Origin of the sequence: Luteolibacter sp. SL250 (assembly GCF_026625605.1) — a bacterium.
Lineage (GTDB): Bacteria > Verrucomicrobiota > Verrucomicrobiia > Verrucomicrobiales > Akkermansiaceae > Luteolibacter.
Genome location: NZ_CP113054.1, coordinates 417,287 through 438,529, shown reverse-complemented (window position 1 = coordinate 438,529; position 21,243 = coordinate 417,287). Strand labels below are relative to the sequence as shown.

Annotated in this window: 16 protein-coding genes; 8 read left to right on the top strand and 8 right to left on the bottom strand. The window is 64.1% G+C overall.

The genetic code is table 11. From position 1 onward, the window contains the following. Window positions 1–281: 281 nt before the first annotated feature. Complete coding sequence (locus OVA24_RS01990; protein WP_267672974.1) at window positions 282–2,405, top strand: FUSC family protein; 2,124 nt, start codon at window positions 282–284, stop codon at window positions 2,403–2,405. A gap of 223 nt (window positions 2,406–2,628) precedes the next feature. Here OVA24_RS01990 and OVA24_RS01985 read toward each other — a convergent pair whose 3' ends face one another. From OVA24_RS01985 to OVA24_RS01960, 6 genes are all read right to left on the bottom strand, one after another. Further along, complete coding sequence (locus tag OVA24_RS01985; RefSeq protein ID WP_267672971.1) at window positions 2,629–3,174, bottom strand: hypothetical protein; 546 nt, start codon at window positions 3,172–3,174, stop codon at window positions 2,629–2,631. 97 nt (window positions 3,175–3,271) lie between these two features. Continuing rightward, window positions 3,272–4,639: an Nramp family divalent metal transporter gene (locus tag OVA24_RS01980; RefSeq protein WP_267672969.1), complete on the bottom strand. Its 1,368-nt coding sequence runs from the start codon at window positions 4,637–4,639 to the stop codon at window positions 3,272–3,274. A 42-nt stretch (window positions 4,640–4,681) separates the two neighbouring features. Continuing rightward, window positions 4,682–5,098, bottom strand: coding sequence for a PIN domain-containing protein (locus tag OVA24_RS01975; protein WP_267672966.1), 417 nt, complete (start codon window positions 5,096–5,098; stop codon window positions 4,682–4,684). Further along, entirely contained in the window at window positions 5,088–5,306 is a 219-nt protein-coding gene (locus OVA24_RS01970) for a hypothetical protein (RefSeq protein ID WP_267672964.1), read from the bottom strand. The genes OVA24_RS01975 and OVA24_RS01970 overlap by 11 nt, the downstream gene beginning before the upstream one ends. 124 nt (window positions 5,307–5,430) lie before the next feature. Further along, window positions 5,431–7,266 carry a molecular chaperone HtpG gene (gene htpG, locus OVA24_RS01965; RefSeq protein ID WP_267672962.1) on the bottom strand — a complete coding sequence of 612 codons (1,836 nt, stop codon included), beginning with the start codon at window positions 7,264–7,266 and terminating at the stop codon, window positions 5,431–5,433. A gap of 78 nt (window positions 7,267–7,344) precedes the next feature. Then, complete coding sequence (locus tag OVA24_RS01960) at window positions 7,345–8,343, bottom strand: 2-hydroxyacid dehydrogenase (protein ID WP_267672960.1); 999 nt, start codon at window positions 8,341–8,343, stop codon at window positions 7,345–7,347. 69 nt (window positions 8,344–8,412) lie between these two features. Between OVA24_RS01960 and OVA24_RS01955 the strand changes: the two genes are divergently transcribed. The 7 genes from OVA24_RS01955 (at window position 8,413) to OVA24_RS01925 (ending at window position 16,395) form a co-directional block, all read left to right on the top strand. After that, on the top strand, window positions 8,413–9,546 hold the full coding sequence (locus OVA24_RS01955) for a class I SAM-dependent methyltransferase (RefSeq protein ID WP_267672958.1): 1,134 nt from the start codon (window positions 8,413–8,415) through the stop codon (window positions 9,544–9,546). A gap of 6 nt (window positions 9,547–9,552) precedes the next feature. Further along, complete coding sequence (locus OVA24_RS01950) at window positions 9,553–10,254, top strand: pseudouridine synthase (RefSeq protein WP_267672956.1); 702 nt, start codon at window positions 9,553–9,555, stop codon at window positions 10,252–10,254. A 26-nt stretch (window positions 10,255–10,280) separates the two neighbouring features. Next, window positions 10,281–11,978, top strand: coding sequence for a right-handed parallel beta-helix repeat-containing protein (locus OVA24_RS01945; RefSeq protein ID WP_267672953.1), 1,698 nt, complete (start codon window positions 10,281–10,283; stop codon window positions 11,976–11,978). Window positions 11,979–12,234: 256 nt separating this feature from the next. Further along, the gene (locus OVA24_RS01940) at window positions 12,235–13,830 is read left to right on the top strand and encodes a peptide ABC transporter substrate-binding protein (protein ID WP_267672952.1); all 1,596 of its coding nucleotides are present in this window, start codon (window positions 12,235–12,237) and stop codon (window positions 13,828–13,830) included. A gap of 18 nt (window positions 13,831–13,848) precedes the next feature. Then, complete coding sequence (locus OVA24_RS01935) at window positions 13,849–14,778, top strand: ABC transporter permease (protein ID WP_267672950.1); 930 nt, start codon at window positions 13,849–13,851, stop codon at window positions 14,776–14,778. A 13-nt stretch (window positions 14,779–14,791) separates the two neighbouring features. Further along, on the top strand, window positions 14,792–15,769 hold the full coding sequence (locus tag OVA24_RS01930; RefSeq protein WP_267672948.1) for an ABC transporter permease: 978 nt from the start codon (window positions 14,792–14,794) through the stop codon (window positions 15,767–15,769). A 71-nt stretch (window positions 15,770–15,840) separates the two neighbouring features. Further along, window positions 15,841–16,395, top strand: a complete 555-nt coding sequence (locus OVA24_RS01925) for a POTRA domain-containing protein (protein WP_267672946.1) — start codon at window positions 15,841–15,843, stop codon at window positions 16,393–16,395. Between the two features lie 512 nt (window positions 16,396–16,907). Here the strand turns inward: OVA24_RS01925 and priA are convergent. Further along, a complete protein-coding gene (gene priA / locus OVA24_RS01920; protein WP_267672944.1) occupies window positions 16,908–19,136 on the bottom strand; it encodes a replication restart helicase PriA in 2,229 nt (742 codons plus the stop codon). Window positions 19,137–19,185: 49 nt separating this feature from the next. Further along, window positions 19,186–21,129, bottom strand: a complete 1,944-nt coding sequence (locus OVA24_RS01915; RefSeq protein WP_267672942.1) for an ankyrin repeat domain-containing protein — start codon at window positions 21,127–21,129, stop codon at window positions 19,186–19,188. Window positions 21,130–21,243 lie beyond the last annotated feature (114 nt).

Below are 21,243 nucleotides of genomic sequence, written 5' to 3'. Positions count from 1 at the left end.
GGCGGTCCGGATGCGGAATCATCATGATCCGGTCACGGGGGACCGACCTGTCCGCCGCCGGACAGGTGTGGAGCGCCGGGAATGCATGGGTGGCCGCTCATGAAAGGAAGGCGCGCAGCAGGCACCGTGGGAGCCTCAGGGTCAAGTCCCGACTTGTTACGGAAGTATCGCCCGGATTCCCCCCTTGCGCCCAACGGATTGTGGTTCAGGCTGGGGTGGGAAAGGAAATGGGCATCCAAGATCTGAGGCAATCGCTGGCTGGCTTCCTCGAAAGGGAATCAATGTCACCGGACCTGAACCGGGCGATCCGCGCGACCGTGGCCTTCATGATCCCGCTGATCGCAACCTCCGCGGGATGGGTGCGGATGGACCCGGTGCACGCCTGCATCGCGGCGAACACGATCGCTCTGGTGGATGTGCGTGGCGGCTACTCGCTCCGGCTGGGGCTGCTACTCGCCATATCCGTGATCCTCACGCTGTCGGTATCACTGGCGGTTCCCGGGGTGTCGAGCCTGTTGGTCGCCCTGCTGGGTACGGCGGTGGTCGTCGCGCTGGGCGGCTGCTGGCGGCACCTGAGCACGGACTACGGACCGGGGCTGGCGGTCTCCAGCAGCCTGCTGTTCTTCATCTCCCTGGCACCACCGCTGGCCGGTCCCGGCGGCGCTACCCTGAATCCCGTCACCGCCACGCTGGCGGGTGCCCTTTTCGGCACGCTGCTCCAGGTCATCCTGTGGCCGATCCATCCGCAGCACCCGCTCCGCCGAACGGTCGCGGAAAGCTGGATAGCCCTCGCCGACCTGCTGGAGGCCATGGCGCCCGGACGCAGCACGGGAGATGAGGCGATCACCCAGCGGGAGGTGGAGCTGCGTGCCACGCTGAACCGCACCCAGGCGACGCTGCACGCGGCGAAGCACACCTCCGGCGGCATGCTCCGGCAGTTGGAGCTGCTCAACATCGCCGCCGTCCGCCTCGGCTTCCGGATCATCGCTTTCAAGGCGGCATTCCGTTCCCTGCCGGACGACGGGCGGATGGAATCCATCTCCCAGAGCATGAGCCCGGCCCTGGACTCCCTGACGAACCTGGTCCGCTCCGTCGCGCTGGCCGTGGTGTCACGGCAGGCGTCACAGTGGAACCTGTTCGAAGTGCGGATGAAGCGGCTGGAGCAACTGCTGGCCGCCAGCCGCGCGCGGCTTCTCTCCCAGATCGAGGACCCGGCGGCATCCCGCCATCTCGCGCACCTCCTTTTCAAGATCGAGGAGCAACTGCCCATCGTCCGGGATGCGCTGGGGAAAACGATGGACCGCACGGACTCTCGGGCCGCGTTCCCGATGGAGTTGCAGGATCTCCGCACGCTGGCGCTGCGTCCGCTGGCCGCCAGCCTCAACTTCTCCGGAAAGCCGGACCCCGCGCTGGTCCGGCATACGTTCCGCGCGGTCATGCTGGCCCTCATCGGCGTGGTCTTTTTCAAGTTCAGCGGCTTCCCCCACGGCTACTGGGTGCCATTCACCATGCTGGTCGTGCTCCAGCCCGACTTCGGCTCGACGAGGGAAAAGGCGTTCCAGCGGGTGTCCGGCACGCTGGCGGGCGGCCTCATCGCCAGCAGCATCCTCTGGCTGCACCCGCCGAAGCCGGTCGTGCTGGCGGCCATCGCTGTCACCATCGCCCTGTTCGGCTTTTTCCAGAAGCGGCGCTACGGCATCGCCGTGGTCTTCATCACGCTGATGGTGGTGCTGCTGATGGAGTCGCACCAACCGGTCACGCTGGCCTTCACGCTGGAGCGGATGGGCAGCACGCTGTTCGGCGGCATCCTCGCGCTGGTGGCCGCATTGATTTTCTGGCCCGCATGGGAGCGCAGCCGTTTCCCCCGCATCATGGAAAAGGCGCTCCACGCGAACCGGTCCTACCTGCAGCTCACCGTGGACCGCCTGCGGGACGGCGGCCCCCATGACGAACCGCTGGTGGAGGCCATCCAAGCCGCGGAGTCCGCCAACACGGACGTCTTTTCCTCACTCAAGCGGATGATCGCGGATCCCAAGAACCAGCAGGCCGGGCTCCAGCAGGCGGCTGCCCTGGCCAACGGCAACCAGCGCATCACCCAGGCACTCTCCGTCATCGTGCTGCACCTGGACAACCGGAAGACACTCCACCCGGAGGCACTGGATCAGTTCAAGGCACTCTGCTCCGGCGGCTACGGCGACCTCATCGCATGGGAGGAAACAGGCGTGCTGCCTTCATCCGCGGAGGCCCGGTTGGAACGGCTCGGGAAGTTCCGGCTGCCGGAGATCAACCCGACACACACGGACCCCGCCCTCCACCGCGAGCCGTGGATTTTCCCGCAGCTCGCCCGCATCATCACGGAGCTGGAAGCGATGTTGCGGATCGTCCGCTCGGGAACCGGAGGATGAATCACCGGCGGCGGCTCCGCCGGGCGAGCAATCCCGCGGAAAGCAATGCGAACGCCGCCGTGGATGGCTCTGGAACGGTGTAGTCGATCACCAGCAGCGGCCGGAGGTTCGTGGTCGTGTGGTTGTCCGAGACGAACCGGAAGAAATTCTGGCTGGAGGTCCCCGCCTCGGCTGTGGGGGCGATGAGGATGAACTCCAGTGGCAGGTTTGCGTCGAATGCTGCCTATGCCGCAGCGACAAAGGCCGTGGTCGTCGAGAAGACGGCGGTTTCCCCCCACTCCAGCTTGCCGTTGCCGCTCGCATCGTTGAGTGTGGAAGAGGTCAAAGCCGTCGGACTGTAGTCACCGCCTCCGTCCACCGTCGTCCACGTGTCGTTGGTGGACCAATTCGCCCAAGTCGCACCATCGGTCATGTTGTTGGCGGCGATGCCACCAGGGATGACCTCATGCAGATTGACGATGCCGACACCGGCCATGGTCCCTCCCTGATCCTGGTTGTCGGTGACAAGGGTGAGGCTGATGCTGTTGATGGTCGATCCAGCCGGAATCGCCGACAGGCCGAATGACATCAGGGTGCGGATCTTGCCCACTCCGGCCGGTTGGTTGCCCACAAGGGTCTGCGCGCCGTTGTTGGTGGCTGGCGAGCTCCGGATGTCCTTGGAAATATGATCATACCCCACGGTTGGTCCGACACCTTCCTGGAAACTGATGGTTGCGGCAGGGGCGGAAAGCAGGCCAAGCAGGGAGAGGGGGGCGATCTGTCGAAGCATGGTGTTATCAAATGGGTTTCCAACCATTGAAACGACCAGAAAATGCGAAGTAAAGCAGCAAACCGGGGTGGCCCGCAATACACGGTGCCGCTCACTCCTACAAGATCTTCTGCAGGGCGCTGACCAGCGCCTGCACCCCGACCGCGAGGATGGCGAGGATGCTGACGGCAAGCGCGATGTCATAGCCGCGGCCCGGCTTCAGCGACGCGGGCAGCGTCCTGAAGCGGAACCAGATGGAGGCGAAGACGACGACGAATAGCACCGCCATGGTCGCCGCACCGCCGACGAGGACCATCATCGCGCTGTTGCGGAAATACATGAAGACCAGCGCCCACAGGCAGGGGAAGAGCCAGGTGAAGATTTTGACCAGCTTGTCCCGCTGGGCCTTGTCCAGGAAGTTGATGAAGCCGAACTGGCCAGCCGCATCCGCGAACTGGCGGCTCCACGCACCGGTGGCGGCGAGCATGGTGGAGGCCAGCACGACAATGGCGCCGACGAGGTAAACCCACTTCGCCCATGGTCCGAGCGACTGGGTGTAGATGAGGCTGAGCTGCTTCAGCAGGTCCTTGTCATCGGGAAGCTGGCCGAGGCGGTGGAGGACCGCCGCGCCGAGAAGGTAAAAGGCCGCCGTGACCACGGTATAGACCACCATGGAAATGAGGGCGTCCATTTTCATGACAGTGATCCAGCCCTTCGCACGGGCCACCCACTCCGGGGAGTCGTCACGCGGGCCGGTCTTCGCGGCGTAGCCCTTCTCGATGAGCCAGTAGTTGTAGACGAGGATCTCATCCCCGCCGATGCCGGTGATGCCGAAGGCGGCCCACGCGTAGAAGACGACCTCCTTCGGCATGCCGAAGGCGAGGCCGGAAAGCAGTTCCTCCCCGGTGACGGCGAGGCCCGTCCACTGCAGCGCCAGCAGCGAGAGCAAGGTGGTGATGGTGAACAGCACCGTCATCACGATGGAGCCTTTCTCGATGGCGGAGTATCCGCGGGAAACGAACGCGCAGTTGGTGAGGACGACCAGCGGCAGCCACACCAGCACCGGCACGGAAGGGAACGCCATGGCGAGCAGGGTCGCCATCCCGCCGACGATGCCGCCGACCTGCAGCAGCTTCACCATCATGACCACGAACCACACCCAGATGGCCCAGCCCGCACGGCCGAACCGAGGGCCTGGCAGCCCGTTGAGCGCCGCCATGGTGCTCTTTCCGGTGTAGAGCGCGTATTTCCCGAACTCGATCTGGAGGGCCACCTTCACCAGGCAGCTCACCAGGATGACCCAGAAGCAGATGAAGCCCGCGCGCGCGCCGAAGATGGTGGTGCCGATCAGCTCGCCGGAGCCCACGATGGAGGCGGTGAGGATCAACCCCGGTCCGAGGTATTTCATCCGCCCCAGCCAGGTGGCCGGAGGTGCCTCCGCACGGTCGGCGGTCAGGACGTAGGGATTGTCGTGCGCATCTGGCATGACGCCTTCATAGACAGTCCCTAACCGATGGGCAGGAAATAATCAGGCGCCGGAGAATGGATTCACGATCATCATTCCACCGATTTTCCGTCCATGCTGGAGATCCTCGGAATAGAGGAATTTCGCGCCGCTCTCCAATGCCGCCGTCACGACAAGGCTGTCGTAGAACCTGTAACCTGTCTGTTCCCTCACTGCCAAGGCCTGCCGGTAGATCGAAGCAGATGGAAAAACCCGGCAATGTGGCATGAGAATGAGTTCAATGTAGTCCGCGAGATCCCCCTCCGACATCGGGGCTTTGAAACGATGCAGCGCCACGGAGGCAAACTCCTGCACCACCTGCCAGCTTACCGCCCAGGAATCACCACGCAACAGCTCCAAGGATCTTTCCCGCTTCGCCGGCGAGCTTTGATCGAAGGAATAGACGATCACGTTGGTGTCCAGGAAGACCTCAGCGCTCATTCATCTCCTCCCGGCTGAAGGTTCCACCGGCATCGACGTACGAGAGACGGTCCAGCAGTTCATCGACCTGCTTCGAGCGATGCTTGCGCGCGGTCAGTTCCACCAGCCAATCCCGGAACAGCGAGTTGAGCGTGGTTCTTTGCGCGCGGGCCTCTTCGCGCGCCTGCTCAATGAGATTTTCGTCCGCGCTTAGCGTGATATTCTTCATCACACTATAATAGTGCACACGGCTTCGGTGTCAAGGCGGCCACTGAATGCGAGAAAAGGGGGCGCGGACTTCGGTCCGCACCCCTTGGTGGAACAAGCGGACTGAAGTCCGCACTCCGTCCGGGTCACTTGATGACCCGCTCCAGCAGCGCGTTCATCCGTGCGGCGACGGCCTGCGGATTCTCCACGAGGCCCGCAGCGAGCAGCGCCTGGTCCGCGAGCTGCACGCCGATGGCCTCCGCCAGTTCCGGGTCGCTGTCCTTGAGCGAGGAAAGTTTCTTCACCAGGCCGTGGCCGGCGTTGATCTCCAGCGTCGGCTTTTCCTCCGGCATTTCCTGGCCCATGGACTTCATCATGGCGCGCATCTGCGGATTGAGGGAGTCCTTCGGGGTGAGGGCGACGACCGGGCTTTCGACCAGACGCTTGCCGACGTTCACCGACGCCACCTTGCCGCCCAGCTTTTCCTGGAGCCACTCGGTGAGGGACTTTGCCTCAGCCTCGCCGAGCTTTTCCTTTTCATCGGAAAGGTCATCCAGCTCGATCTCCGCACGGTCGGCGGCCACGAGGGTCTTGCCGGCGAACTCCGGCAGCGACTGGAGCACGTAGCTGTCCACCGGATCCGTGAAGAAGGCGACTTCCAGGCCGCGGGCCTTGAACGCCTCGAGATATGGACCGCTTTCGATCACCTCGCGGGATGGACCGGTGAGGTAGTAGATTTCCTTCTGCTCTTCTTTCGCGCGGGTGTTGTAGTCGGCGAAGCTGGTGAGCGTGCCGGCCTCCGTCATGGAGCTTTCGAAACGCAGCAGCCCGGCGAGGGCTTCCTGGTGCTCATAGCTGGTGGCGATGCCTTCCTTGAGGAAGCGGCCGAACTTTTCGTGGAACTCGCGGAATTTCTCCGGCTCGTCCGCGGCCTGCTTTTCGAGGAACTTGAGGAAACGCTTCGTGATGAGCTGGTTCAGCTTCCTGACCAGCGCGCTGTCCTGCATGGACTCGCGGGAAATGTTGAGCGGCAGGTCGGCGGAATCGATCACGCCCTTGAGGAAGCGCAGCCACTCGGGGAGCAGGCCCTTCGGCTTCGGGTCGATGAGCACCTTCTTGCAGTAGAGGGCGACGCCCGGCTCCATCTGGCCCATGCCGAAGCGCTCGTTGTTCTCACCCGGGGTGAAGAGCAGCGCGTTGATGGTGATGGGCGCGTCCGCGCTGAAGTGCATGGTGTAGAACGGTTCGTCCCACGCGTGGCCGATGAACTTGTAGAACTCCGCGTACTCCTCCTTGGACACCTCGTTCTTCGACTTCAGCCAGATCGCTCCGACGGTGTTGACGCGCTCGCCTTCGACGAGGATCGGGAAGGAAACGAAGTTGGAGTATTTCTTCAGCAGCTCCTCGACCTTGCTTTTCTTCGCGAAGGTTTCGTCCTTCAGGTGCAGGACCATCTTCGAGCCGCGGGCAACGTCCTCCACCGGCTCGATGGTGTAGCCGCCCTGGCCGTCGCTCTCCCACTTCAGGCCGGGTGCGCCCGGCTCCCAGGAGCGGGTATAGACCTCCACGCGGTCCGCCGCCATGAAGGCGCTGTAGAAGCCGACGCCGAACTGGCCGATGACCTCCGGACCGGCCTCGCCCTTTTCCTTCATCGCCTGGAGGAAAGCCTTCGTGCCGGAGTGGGCGATGGTGCCGAGATTGCGCACCAGTTCCTCCTCCGTCATGCCGATGCCGGAGTCCGCGATGGTGAGGGTCTTGTTCTCCTCATCCGTGATGATGGTGATCTCGAGGGCCTTGCCCTTCTCAAAGACATCGGACTCGGTCAGTTCCTTGAGGCGCATCTTTTCCAGCGCGTCGGAGGCGTTGGAGACCAGCTCACGGACAAAGATTTCCTTATCCGTGTAGAGGGAGTGGATGACGATATCGAGGAGCTGTTTGACCTCTGCCTGGAACGTGTGCTGTTGCGGGGATGCCGTGGACATGGTGGGAAAGTTTCGTGGCGGGAAAAGAACCCATCATTTCCACAATGGCAAGCCCGGGAAACGGGACGCCCGGCCACCTCAACCCAGGAGGGTGGTGTCGAGAGGGGCCTTCCCCTCCGCGACCCGGGTCAGGTTCTCCACCGTCACGCGGGCGATCTCACCGAGCGCCTCCTCCGTCAGGAATGCCTGGTGGGAGGTGACCAGCACGTTCGGGAAGGTGAGCAGCCGGGCGAGGATGTCATCCCCCAGCACATGGCCGGAATGGTCCTCGAAGAAGATGCCTTCCTCCTCCTCATACACGTCCAGCGCGACGCCGCCGAGGTGGCCGCTTTTCAGGACGGCGATGAGCGCGGCGGTATCCACCAGCTTTCCGCGGCTGGTGTTGATGAGGTAGGCGCCGCGCTTCATGCGGGCGAAGCGGCCGGCGTCCAGCAGGTGGTAGGTTTCCGGAAAGAGCGGCGAATGCAAAGAGACGATGTCACTCGCGGCGAGCAGCTCATCGAGCGAGGTGTAGGTGACGCCATTCTCCGCGGCCCACTCCGCGCTTTCATACGGATCCTGCGCCAGCACCCGGCAGCCGAAGCCGCGGAAGATGGAGGCGGTGATCCTGCCGATCTTCCCGGTGCCGACGATGCCCACCGTCTTTCCATGCAGGTCGAACCCGACCAGCCCGTTGAGGGAGAAATTCTGCTCCCGCACGCGGTTGTAGGCACGGTGGATCTTGCGGTTGAGCGTCATCAGCAGCGCCACGGTGTGCTCCGCCACGGCGTAGGGTGAATAGGCCGGCACCCGCGTGACGGTGATGCCGTGTTCCTTCGCCGCCTCCAGATCGACATTGTTGAACCCGGCGCAGCGCAACGCGATGTTACGGATGCCCTTTTCCGCCAGCGACTCCACCACCGGGCGGTCCACGCGGTCATTCACGAACACGCAGACACCCTGCGCCCCATCGGCGGAAAACACCGTCTCCTGCCCGAGGCGGAACTCCAGGAACCGCAACTCCAGGGCCGTCCCGGAAGCGGCGCGGGTGAGGAACTCACGGTCGTAGGGCTTGGCATCGAAGACGGCGCAGATCATGCCGCCAGTATCCCAGCCACCACTCCGGGAAACAATGCACGACCTTTCAAAAACCCGTCATTTTCCGCCATGGATGCGGCGGATGCGCCGCAACTTGCTCTCGCCAAAACCGATGGGAAACCGGAGCCTCCGGCGATGAATCCCGCGCTGGAAACCCTGATGCTCGCCTTCGCCGCGGACGGCCTCCCTGTCCCGCAGCGGGCACTGTTCCTGGGCGCGGAGCCGCATGCGGATCTGGCGGGGTGGCCGCAGGTCACCGGCTGGCAGCCTTTCAAGCCCAAGGCGGATGCGTGGGACAACGCGGGCCTCACCCGCACCTCCGCTCCGGAAGGCACCTGGCCGCTGGTGATGGTCCTGCCCGGCAAGTCCCGCGACGAGGCGCTCCACTGGTTCGCGCTCGCCCATGATCTTCTGGAACCGGGCGGCACGCTATTGGTGGCGATGCCGAACACCGCGGGCGCGGCGCGCTTTGAAAAGGAGCTGTCCCAGGCCGCCGGGGAGATCCGGTCGATCCAGAAGCACAAGTGCCGGGCCTTCCACGCGGTGAAGTCACCGTCATGGAATCAGGCGCTGCTAGAGGAGTGGCGGTCGCTCGGTGGGCGGAGGAGCATCCCGGACACCCGCTTCACCACGGAAGCCGGCATTTTCAGCGCGGACCACATCGACCCCGGCTCAAAGTTGCTGGTGGCGCATCTCCCGGCATCGCTGCGGGGCAAGGCGGCCGATCTGGGCGCCGGGTGGGGCTACCTGACGGATGCCCTGCTGAAGCGCTGCCCGAAAATTACCTCCGTGGACCTCTACGAAGCGGACGCCCGCGCGCTGGCCTGCGCGGAAAGGAATCTGGCGGAGTATCAACGTGGCCTCGGCGAGAAGGATGACCCGCTTTCGCTGGAATCCCCGGCGTGCATGGTGGCGGACGAGATCCCTCTCACCTTCCATTGGGATGATGTGACGAAGGGCCTGCCGGAACGGTATGACATCATCCTGATGAATCCTCCCTTCCACACCGGACAGGCCACGGATGTGGACCTTGGCCGCGCTTTCATCCGGGTGGCAGCGTGCGCGCTGAATCGCGGCGGGAAATTGCTGCTGGTCGCCAACCGCCAGCTTCCCTACGAAGCGGAACTCTCCGCGCTGAAGTTTTCCTGGAGGAAGGTGGCGGAGGACCATGTCTACAAGCTCCTTTTCGCCGACCAACGCTGACTTTTCATGAAACTCGTCAAACTGCTCGCCAACCTCGGCTACGGCTCACGCAAGGAAGTCCAGCGCTTCATCAAGACCGGCGCGGTCACGGACCTCGATGGCAAGGTGCTGGGCGAAAGCGAAGTGCCCGGCCACGACCGCATCCTTTTCCGCGGGGAGCCGCTGGACCCGCAGGGCCCTTTCACCATCCTCCTCAACAAACCGGACGGCTACACCTGCAGCGCGGAGGATCCGGGCAGCACCATCTATGACCTGCTGCCGGAACGCTTCGCCCACCGCAACCCGGGCCTCAATCCCATCGGCAGGCTGGACAAGGACACCACCGGCCTGCTGCTGATGACGGATGACGGGAAGCTGCTCCACAAGATCATCCACCCGAAGTCGAACTGCCTGAAAGTCTACCGCGCCACGCTCGACCGCCCGCTGGAAGGGCATGAGGGGGAGATCTTCGCGTCCGGTGAGCTGATGTTGAACAGCGAGACAAAACCGCTGCTGCCCGCGAAGCTGGAGGTCACCGGGGAAAAGGAAGCGCTCATCACGCTCCATGAAGGCCGCTACCACCAGGTGCGCCGCATGTTCGCCGCCGTGGGCAACCACGTGCTGGATCTGGAGCGCATTTCCATCGGCGGACTGAAACTGCCTGAGGATCTGGAGGAAGGTGAGTGGCGTGTGCTATCCGCGGAGGACCACGACAATCTTTTCACATGACACCTTTCCGCGAAATCAGATTCAGGATGAGCCGGCTCGCCTCCTTGATTCTGTTTTTCTCCGCAACGCTGCTTTCCGCGCAAGAGGACTTCCGTCCGTTGGCCAACGACGCGATCAAGCGCGGCGAGAAACGCGTCGTCATCCCGCCCGGGACCTACCGCATCGCCCCGAAAGGCGGCGGCGGGGAACTGTGGGTGCTGAGCGGGGTGAAGGATGTGGAGATCATCGCCGATGGCGTGACGATGGTCGGCACGAAGCTGATGCGGGCCATCAGCATGCACAAATGCGCCGGCGTGACCCTCCAGGGCCTGACGGTGGACTATGATCCCCTGCCCTTCACCCAGGGCGAGGTCATCGCCGCGGCGGAGGATGGCAACTCGATCGACGTGAAAATCCACGCGGGCTATCCGAAGAAGCCTTACGCCCGGATCGATGTCGTTGATGCGAAGACCCGCTTCCGGAAAAAGGGCATGCCCTTTCTCTGGGGCACGAAGGCGGAGATGGTGGGCGAGGATGTGGTGCGGGTGAAGCTCAACGGCATCGCGAACGCGGCGAAGCCAGGCGACCTGGCGTCCCTCAGCACCGGCCAGGAAGCGGGCGCGCCGCATGCGATTTCCATCGACCAGTCGGAGCGTATCAACCTCCGCAACGTGACGGTTTTCAGCGCGCCGGGCATGGGCATCCTGGAAGCGGACGGCGAAGGCGGATCGAGCTTCACGAAATGCCGCATCGTCCCCGGGCCGAAGCCGGAGGGCGCGACGGAGGAACGCCTGCTGAGCAGTTCCTGGGATGCCTTCCAGAGCAAGACGATCCGCAAGGGACCGCTGGTGGAGGGCTGTGAGATCAGCCATGCCGGGGATGACTCCTGGAGCGTGCAGTCATCCGACTTTCTGGTGGTGAAGAACGAAGGCGGCACCGTCGTCATCGCCAGCCGCGACGAGTTCACCGAGGGCGTCCAGAACGGCGACCGCATCCGTGCCGGTGTGAACGGGCCGGAATGGAAGATCACCTCCCGCACGGTGGTGCCGCGCAAGGACGCCGGTCTCGCACCGGAAGTGTTGGAAAAGCTGACAGCCGCGAAGACATGGGACGTCTGGAAGGTGAGTCCGAAGTGCATCGTCCTGACGCTGGACCAGCCGTCCGATCTGAAACCCGGAGATTCCGTCTATTCCCCGGACCGCATGGGCCAGGGCTTCGTTTTCCGGAACAACCATCTCCATAGCCCGGGCCGCCTGTTGCTGAAAGCCGGTGGCCTGGTGGAGGGCAACACGCTGGACACGCCGCACGCGTTCATCGTCTGCGCGGAACTACCGGGAAGCGCCGCTGCGGGCATCGAGGATCTGGTCATCCGCAAGAACGTCATCCGCAATGCGGGATGGTTTTGCGCCGCACCATGGTCCAGCCAAGCCGGTGCGCTTTCACTCACCGCCACCGGGGAAAAGGACCAATTGCGCTCCGCCCCCGTCTTCAAGAACGTGGTCATCGAGGACAACATCATCGAAGGCGGCCAGGGACCGCATCTGGTGGTCTCCTCCGCCGAGGGACTCACCGTGAGGAACAACCGGTTCGTCTCCCCGCTCACCGAAGCCGCACCGGACACCGGAGCCAGCTACCGCATTCCCAAGGACTCCGTGGTGTGGATCAAGGAAAGCTCCGGCGTGATCTATGAAGGTAACCGGATCGAGGGCCAAGGGACGTTCGTGAACGAGGCCGTGGTGAAGTAGTAAGGAGGGTGGACACTCTTGTCCACCGGCGGCATTGGCGAATCAGGAGAGATTCACCGCAAAGGCGCAAAGATCGGGGGCATTCACACGAGATCTTTTGTCGGTCACCATTGCTATGGGTTCCGGTTGCAGCCGGTGGACAGGAGTGTCCACCCTCCTTACTGGAGACATCCGGAGTGGTCGAATGAGTGGGCACATGCGATTCTACGAAAAATTCCGCTGCAATCCCCTCCATATGCCGTCAAGATAGGGCCGCATGCTACGTTGGATCGCCTGTCTCGCCCTGACCATCCCGCTTTTTTCCTGCCAGAGAGAAACGCAGGTCGAAAAGGCGAACCGTGAGGGCATCCTCCTGGTCGGGAACTCCGCGGAGCCGAAGTCGCTGGACATCCACTTGGTGACGGGCGTCATCGAGAGCAAGGTGCTGACCGCCCTGTTCGAAGGTCTGGTTGCGAATGACGCGGTGAGCGACGACGCGACGCCGCCCGGCGCGGCGGCCTCCTGGGTGCACAACGAGGACATGACGGAGTGGACGTTCAAGCTCCAGCCGGAGGGCAAGTGGTCCGACGGCGTGCCGGTCACGGCGGAGGACTTCGTCTTCGCCTATCACCGGCTGCTCCACCCTGACCTCGGCGGACCGTATGCGGAGATGCTGTATTTCATCACCGGAGCGGAGGATTTCAACCGGGGCACGCAGAAGGATTTCTCACAGGTGGGGGTGAAGGCCATCGACGCCCTGACGCTGCGGGTGAAGCTGCGCGAGCCTGTCCCCTTCCTCCCCTCACTCACCCGCCACTACACGTGGTTCCCCGCGCCGCGCCACGTGATCCTGAAACACGGCAAGATGGAGGCGCGTGACAACCCGTGGTTCATGTTCCCGAACATGGTGGGCAACGGTCCGTTCAAGCTGAAGGAGTGGCGCTTCCATGACGTCATCGAGGTGGACCGCAACCCCCACTACTGGGACGCCGCGAACGTGGGCATCAACGGCATCCGCTTCCTGCCGATCGAGAACCCCTACACGGAGACGCGGGCGTTCTTGGCCGGGCAGCTCCACACGACGTACCAGGTGCCGTCCGACCTGATCAAGTCGATGAAGCGGGACCACTCGCGCTACTTCCGGCAGGAGCCGTATGTCGGCACCACCTTCATCCGCCTCAACACGACGCGGCCGGTGCTGAACGACGCGCGGGTCCGCGAGGCGCTGGCGCTGACCATCGACCGCCAGTTGCTGTGCGAACACGTCACGGAGGGCTTCCAGCCGACCGTTTCCTTCACGCCGGACATGGGGTCGTTCCACCCGCAGCCGGTGCTGACCTTCGATCCCGAAAAGGCGCGCCGCCTGCTGGCGGAGGCCGGTTTCCCGAACGGGGACAAGTTCCCGCGATTTTCCCTGCTGATCGCGCGGCCATCCGCACGCGCCAGCGCGGAGGCCATCCAGGCGATGTGGAAGACGCATCTCAACATCCTCATCGACATCCAGAACAAGGACTGGGGTTCCTATGTGGCCGCCCAGCAGAGCCTGGACTTCGACATGGCCGCGGCGGGATGGATCGGCGACTACCTGGACCCGACCACTTTCCTCGGCATGTGGACGAAGGGCAACGGCAACAACAACACCGGCTGGAGCGACACGCGCTATGAAGAGATGCTGCGCGAGGCCGCCGCCCAGGCGGACCCGGCCAAGCGGCTGGAATACCTGCAGCAGGCGGAGACGATCCTGATGGGCGCGCTGCCGATCCTGCCGATGACCCACTACGCCCGGAACTACCTGCACCATCCGTCCGCCACGAACTGGCACCCGCTGCTGCTGGACCACCATCCCTGGAAGGCGATCCGCCTCGAGAAGTAATACGCCCACCTTTCCGACATGCTCGCCAACATCCTCCAACGCCTGCTGCAGGGCCTGCTGGTTCTCTTCGTGCTCTACACGATCTCGTTTTTCCTGATCAAGGCGCTGCCTGGCGGACCATTCAAATCCGCCGAACGCGCGATCCCTGAGCACATCCGCCTCCGGCAGGAAGCCTACTACGGCCTCGATAAACCGACCTACGTCCAGTATGCGAAGCAACTGGGCAACCTGCTGAAAGGCGACCCGGGCACCAGCACCCGGCTGGAGGGACGGGCGGTGACGGAAATCATTTCACAGGGCTTTCCCGTTTCACTGAGGCTGGGGGTGCTGGCCATGGCGTTCGCCATCGTCACCGGCATCCCGCTGGGGGTGATCGCGGCGTGGAAAAAGAACACGCTGCTGGACTACTCCGCGATGGGGCTGGCGATGATCGGGATCTGCATCCCCGCCTTTGTCGTCGGGCCGTTGCTGGCGGACTTCTTCGGCCGTTACCTGCAACTGGTGCCGGTGATGGGTTGGAACCCGTCCGTGCCGTCCTCCCTGCTGCTGCCATCCATCACGCTGGGACTGGTGACGGCGGCCTACATCTCCCGCCTGACGCGCGCCGGGATGCTGGACATCCTGAACCAGGACTTCATCCGCACGGCGCGGGCGAAGGGCGTGGGCAGCTTCCGCCTGCTGGTCCGCCACTGCCTGCGCGGCGGCATCATCCCTGCCATCGCCTACATCGGACCGGCATTCGCCGCGGTGATCTCCGGCGCGGTGGTGGTGGAGAGCATCTTCGCCATGCCGGGGCTGGGCCTGCATTTCATCAAGTCCATCGAGGTCGGCGACGCACCCGTCATCCTCGGCGTGGTCATGCTCTACGGACTGCTCATCATCATCGCCAACTTCGCCACCGACCTCATCGGCATCTGGCTGAACCCACGCCTGCGCGGCAGCCGCTGACCCCCTACCCGCCATGTCCGGAACCGACTTCGAGAAAAGCCAGTCCCTGTGGAAAGACGCCTTCCACCGGCTGCAGCGCAACCGCGCCGCGATGGTGAGCGCCGTGCTGCTGCTACTCATCATCGGCGCATGCATCCTCCTGCCCGCCATCAAGGACCTGCTGCAGGACCCGAACGCGCAGAACCTGCCGAACAAGAACCTCCCTCCCTCCGGCGCACACTGGTTCGGCACCGATCACCTCGGACGGGACATCCTCTCCCGGGTGCTCTACGGAGGCCGCATCTCCATTGCGGTGGGCCTCATCACCACGCTGGTTTCCGTCTCCATCGGCGTGTGCTGGGGCGCAACGGCGGGCTACGCGGGCGGCAAGATCGACGCGCTGATGATGCGCATCGTGGATATCCTCTACGCACTGCCTTTCCTCATCATCGTCATCCTGCTGGGCAAGACCCTGGAACCGATGACCGCGGACCTGACGGAATGGATCGTCGATCTGATCAGCGGCAGCGACGCGACGACCTCCGACGTCAACCGGATCCGCTCGAAGGTGGAGCCGATCACCACGCTGGTGCCGCTGTTCATCGCGATCGGCACGCTGTCCTGGCTCACCGTTTCCCGCATCGTCCGCGCGCAGGTCCAGAGCGTGGCGAAGCAGGAGTATGTGGAAGCGGCCCGCTCGCTGGGCCTGGGGCCGGTGCGCATCCTGTTCCGCCACATCCTGCCGAACACGCTGGGGCCGATCATCGTCTACACCACGCTCACCATCCCCAGCGTGATGCTGCTGGAGGCGACGATGTCTTTCCTGACCATGGGGGTGAAACCTCCGCACAGCTCCTGGGGCATCCTCATCGACGAAGGCGCGAACCGGATGATTTCAAACCCGTGGCTGCTGTTCTTCCCCACCCTCTTCTTCGCCACCACGCTGTTCTCGCTGAATTTCCTGGGTGACGGGCTGCGCGACGCGCTCGATCCGAAATCGGCGAAGGATTAGAACGGGTGGTGATCGTTGGTCGCCGTCTTCCTCCAAAAACCTCTGACTTCCTCGGCTTCGTCCCTACTCCAATGAAGCTTCCGCCACGCTTCCTGCTGATTCCAATCATCGCGGCTCTGGCTTCCTGCGCCGCTCCCCCGGTGAATCTGGAGGGTAGGAAGATCAGCCGGTTGGATGTCGTCTATGAAGGCGCGAAGACTGTGGATGAAAGTCGCCTGCGGCAGTTCATTGAGGCCAAATCGGGTGCCATATACTCTGCCAATCTCGTGGATGAGGACATCCGGCGTTTGTTCTACACCGGTCTGGTCGATGATGTCCAAATCCGAGCGGAACCTTCAGGCGATGATGAAGTGACTCTCCGGTTCAACGTTACCACTCCCCCGCCGCTGGGCAGTCCATTGGGCTTCTCGGGCAACCATGCATTCAGCGACCTGATGTTGATTAGGGCCAGCGGATTGAAAGGAGTACCCGAAAGCGAGACGGATACCTTTAAGGCTATCACCCGGCTGGAAAAATTCTATCAACGGAGAGGCTATCATCACGTCTCCGTTGTTGTCAGGCGCCTCCGTGAACAAGGTGTCACCACCGACTTGTGCTTCGAGATCACCGAAGGTCCGCTCCAGTGAGCTGAATCACGCCACGGTCTGTCGCACGGATGGGATCCACACCGGACGCGGCAGCGTCATGGAGTGCGGCAGTCTTCTGCCGCTTTGGCGGAGGACCACACCGAAGGAGAAATGATGGGCACCACGGGGGATGCGAAGTACCTCTTCATTTCGGGGGGAGTCACGCCTGCTACTGATAGCGGCAGAGGGCTGCCGCACTCCATGACGCTGCCGCGTTGAAGGGGACTCCCAGAGAAGCATCGGCTTTTGGCGGAGAATGCCTGATCATTGAATCCGGCATGTGCTTTGTGTTCCCGTTCCAGCCGGTGGACAAGAGTGTCCACCCTCCTTACTGGGAACAGCCGGAGCTGGAGAGTAAGGAGGAGGGACACTCCTGTCCCTCGGCGGCATTGGCGAATAAAGGGACAGGTGGATCTATCCCGGGATGCCTTTCCTATGGGTTCCCGTTGCAGCCGGAGGACAGGAATGGGAGCGAAGCGGACATGGCGGCTCTGCCTCAATGTCCTCCCTCCTTACGAAAAATTCAGCGCATCCATGTCGAAGGTGACGATGACGTCCTCCGGCAGGGTGGTCCTAGCGAGGACGGCCTGGACGTGGCGCGTGAGGGTGCGCGCGCGGCGGCAGCGGAGGGTGATCTGGAAGCGGAACTGGCCGTGGGAGCGGATCAACGGTGAAGGTAGTACTTCGCCCAGGCTCATGCCCGCGGGGAGGTCCTCCGCCAGCCGCAGGTGAAGGGTTTGGAGGGTGAACTCCGCCCGACGTTCGTGGGTGGAGCGGGCGGTCAGTACCGCGCAGTGGGCGTACGGCGGAAAGGAGAACTGGTGGCGGAACTCCATCTCCTGTTCCGAGAAGCCGTCGAAGTCATGCTTCCGCGCGTACTGGATGGACGGCGAGTGCGGGGTGAAGGTCTGCACGATGACCTCTCCCGCCAGATCCCCCCGCCCGGCGCGGCCCGCTACCTGCGTGAGCAGTTGGAAGGTGCGCTCCCCCGCCCGGAAGTCCGGCACATGCAGGCCGAGGTCCGCGTTCAGGATGCCGACCAACGTCACGTTCGGGAAATGCAGGCCCTTCGCGATCATCTGGGTGCCGATGAGGATGTCGATCTTGTGCGCCTTGAACGCGTTCAGCGTGTCGCGCAGCGCGTTTTTCCGCCGCATGGCGTCCGCATCGATGCGCGCGAACTTCGCGGACGGGAACACCTTCGCCAGCACCTCCTCCACCTTCTGCGTGCCGAAGCCCTGGAGGATGATGGCGGGGTCATGGCATTCCGGGCACTTGCGCGGGACGATCGCCTGGTGGCCGCAGACGTGGCAGACGAGCCGCTCGTCGGTACGGTGGTAGGTCAACGCGACCGCGCAGTGCGGACACTGGCAGACGTGGCCGCACTTCGGGCACTGGAGGGAGCGGGCGAAGCCGCGGCGGTTCAGGAACAGGATGGACTGTTCCCCTTTTTCCAGCCGCTGCTCCAGCGCGGTGCGCAGCTTGTCGGAAAGGATGGGCAGTCCGCCTTTCATCTTCGCTTTCTCCAGCCGCATGTCCACGACCCGCACCAGCGGCATGGACTGGCCGTCCGCGCGCTGGGTCAGCCTCACGAGGTCATATTTCCCGGTCGTGCAGTTCTGCCATGACTCCAGTGAAGGGGTGGCGGAACCGAGCACCACGGCGCAAGGCTCGAAATGGGCGCGCAGCACGGCGACGTCCCGGCCGTGATAGCGGGGCGGGTTCTCCTGCTTGTAGGAATTTTCATGCTCCTCATCCACCAGGATCAGCCCGAGGTCCGGCAGCGGTGCGAACACCGCGGAACGCGCGCCGATGACGATACGCGCCTTTCCCTTGCGGATGCGGTGCCATTCGTCGAAGCGTTCGCCCTGCGAAAGGTTGGAGTGCAGCACGGCGACCTGGTCCTGCATGGCGGCGAAGCGTGCCTTGAAGCGCCGCACGGTCTGAGGCGTCAGTGAAATCTCCGGCACCAGGACAAGCACCGTCTTTCCCAGATCCAGCACGTGCCGCGCCGCCTGGAGATAGACCTCCGTTTTTCCCGATCCGGTGACGCCCAGCAGCAGGATGGGCTTGGCGGCCTGCGGCTCCGCCACCGCCCGGCACACGGCCTCCAGCGCCTCCGCCTGCTCCGTGTTCAGTTGCAGCGGCTTCGACTCCAGGATCTCCTCCACCATGTCGCCGTCCGGGTCACGGCGGACTTCCTCCGCCTCCAGGGTGATCATGCCGGCTTTCTCGAGCGCCTTCAGCGTCGCCGCGGAACCATCCCCGAGATCAGCCACCGCCAGGCGTTTTCCCTCCGCGTGCATGAGCAGCGACAGGATGGCATGCTGGCGCGGCGCGCGTTTTCCGAGCTTCTCCAACGCCGCCGCGTCAGGCTCCGCGGCCAGGATGGCGATGCGCCGGGTCTTCGCCGAGTTTTCCTCCGTCCTGACCGCCTCCGGAAGGAGGGACCGCACGACGGATTCAATACTGCATCCATAGTAGTCCGCGATCCACCGCCCGGTCTCCAGCAGCACGGGGGTGATGAGCGGCTCCGGCTCCACCAGCGCCTCCAGCTCCCGCAGGGCGAAGTCGGCCTGGCCGTCCGCCTCCCCGACGGAGAGGACGGTGCCCGCGGCGGACTTCCGGCGCAGGGGGACACGCACGCGGCAGCCCGGCCGGACATTCATCCCGGCGGGGATGCCATAGTCGAAGACCAGCTCCGAAGGTCCGTCGATGAGCACGCGCGCGTTCAATGCCATGAGGATGCGCCGCGTCCATCCGCGGGCCAAGCGCCAAGTCATCCCGCCGTTACGGCACGATCATCACACGGTCACCGGCCTCCGTCATGGCGAACAGCTTGGCCGCATTTCCCGCAGGCACGCGGATGCAGCCGTGCGATGCCGGGTAACCCGGCACCACCCCGGCATGGAGGCCGAAATCACTGCAACTCAGCCGCTGGAAATACGGCATGCTGGCGTGGTAGATGGTGGAGGTCCAGGCGCGGTGCTTGTTGGTGATGACGTACTCACCGGTCGGCGTCGCGTAGCCCTTGCGGCCGGTGGAGACCTTCGTGGTGAAGATCTCATTCCCCTCCGCGTCATAGACGCTGGCTTTCTGTTCCTTCAGGTTGACCACGATGTGGCGGTCCTCCTTGTGCGGGTCGCGACCGAGGATCAGGCGCATCATCTTCACATCCCCGCGCCGCGAGGCGAAGTTGATGGGCCACAAGCTGGACACGCGGGACCAGGTGTTCTTCTTCGCCCCGGCGTTGATGAGATGGCGGGCCACCGCCGTGTTCCCGGAGTCCGCCGCGATCATGAGCGGGGTGACGTTCCGGTCCAGGCGCAACGCCCAGCGGGCGATGCCCGGCCGCACCTGGCGGACGAACTCCCGTTGTGCGGGAACCTCGAAAGTCTCGTTCGGGTCCGCTCCATGTCCGACCAGCGCCTTCACCGTAACGGGGCAGCCGAGAGCGACCGCCAGGTGCAGCGGCGTCTGGCCTTCCGGCATGCGGAAACGGATCTTCGCATCGCCCCGGACCAATGCGGCCGCCGCCGCGTCATGGCGGTGGCGGATGGCCACGGAAAGCGGGCGGTCCAGGAAGGGCGGATGCACCACATCCGGGTTCATGCCCAGGTGCAGCAGCAGGTCGATCATCAGCCTGTCCCCCACCGCCGCCGCGAGGTGAAGTGAACGGCCCGCCGGACTGCCATAGTCCGAAAGCAGCTTCACCATGCTGCCCTCACGCGCCAGCACGGCCCGCTCGATGGGCAGCCAGCCGTCGCTCCCATGCAGGTTCGGCCGGGCGCCGCCGCGCAGCAGCAGCCGCACCATGCCCATGTCCTTCGCCTCCAGCGCGTCCGCCAGCCAGAGGTCGATCCTGGATTGCTCGAGCTTCACCTTCCGGTCCAGGAACATCTGGAAGACGCGGCGGTCCTGATGGGCGAAGGCAAGCTCCAGCGGCGTCTTTGAAAGTGTCCCATCCTCCCCGACCGGGTGGCGGAAATTCGGATCCGCTCCGGTGCCCAACAGCAGACCCATCATCCCCAGATCCGCGTCCATCACCGCCTGGGCGAGCGGAGAATGGCCGGATGGCCCCGGCAGGTTCGGGTCCGCTCCGGCTTTCACCAATGAAGGCACCGTCTCCAGCCATCCGTTCCGGATCGCGGTGTGGAGGGTGGATTCACCACGGGCGTTCTTCTGCCCGGGGTCCGCGCCCAGCTTGATGATGGCCTCCATCAGGTCGCGGCGGTCCGCTTGCATGGCCACGTGGAGCAGAGGATTCCCCTCGCGGTCGGTCATGTGTGGATCCGGGGCCGCCGCCATCAGCAGCTCCACCAGCTCCGCACTCCCCTCCCGGATGGCCCATGGCAGGATCTCCTCACCACCGGGCATGGTCGCGTCGGGGCTGGCCCCGCGCTCCAGCAGCCTGCGGATGAAAGCGACATCCATCCGCCGGACGGCGGCACCCAGGACGCTGGAGCCATCCGTCGCACGGGAGTCCACATTCGCGCCTCCGTCCACCAGCCTGAGCGCGGTCGCGCGGTCATCCGCATCCACACTGAGCCGGAGCGGGGTGCGGCCCTGCGTATCCTTGCGCTCCGTGTCGACCTCCGCGAGCAACAGTGAATCGACGAGAGGGCCATTCCGCGCTTCCACGGCCTCCACCAAGGAGCGTCCCGTCGGCTCGATGCCGGCACGGCTCAAACCGCGCAACGCCTTCTTCTTCGGGCTGTCGCACGATACGATCATTCCTGCGGCCATCACCACGAGACATGCCCGCGTGGCACATGAAATCCCCCGTCTTTTCACGATCAGCCGCAGGCTAACGATTCAGCCATACGAGATCAAGTCCGCGAAAACTCA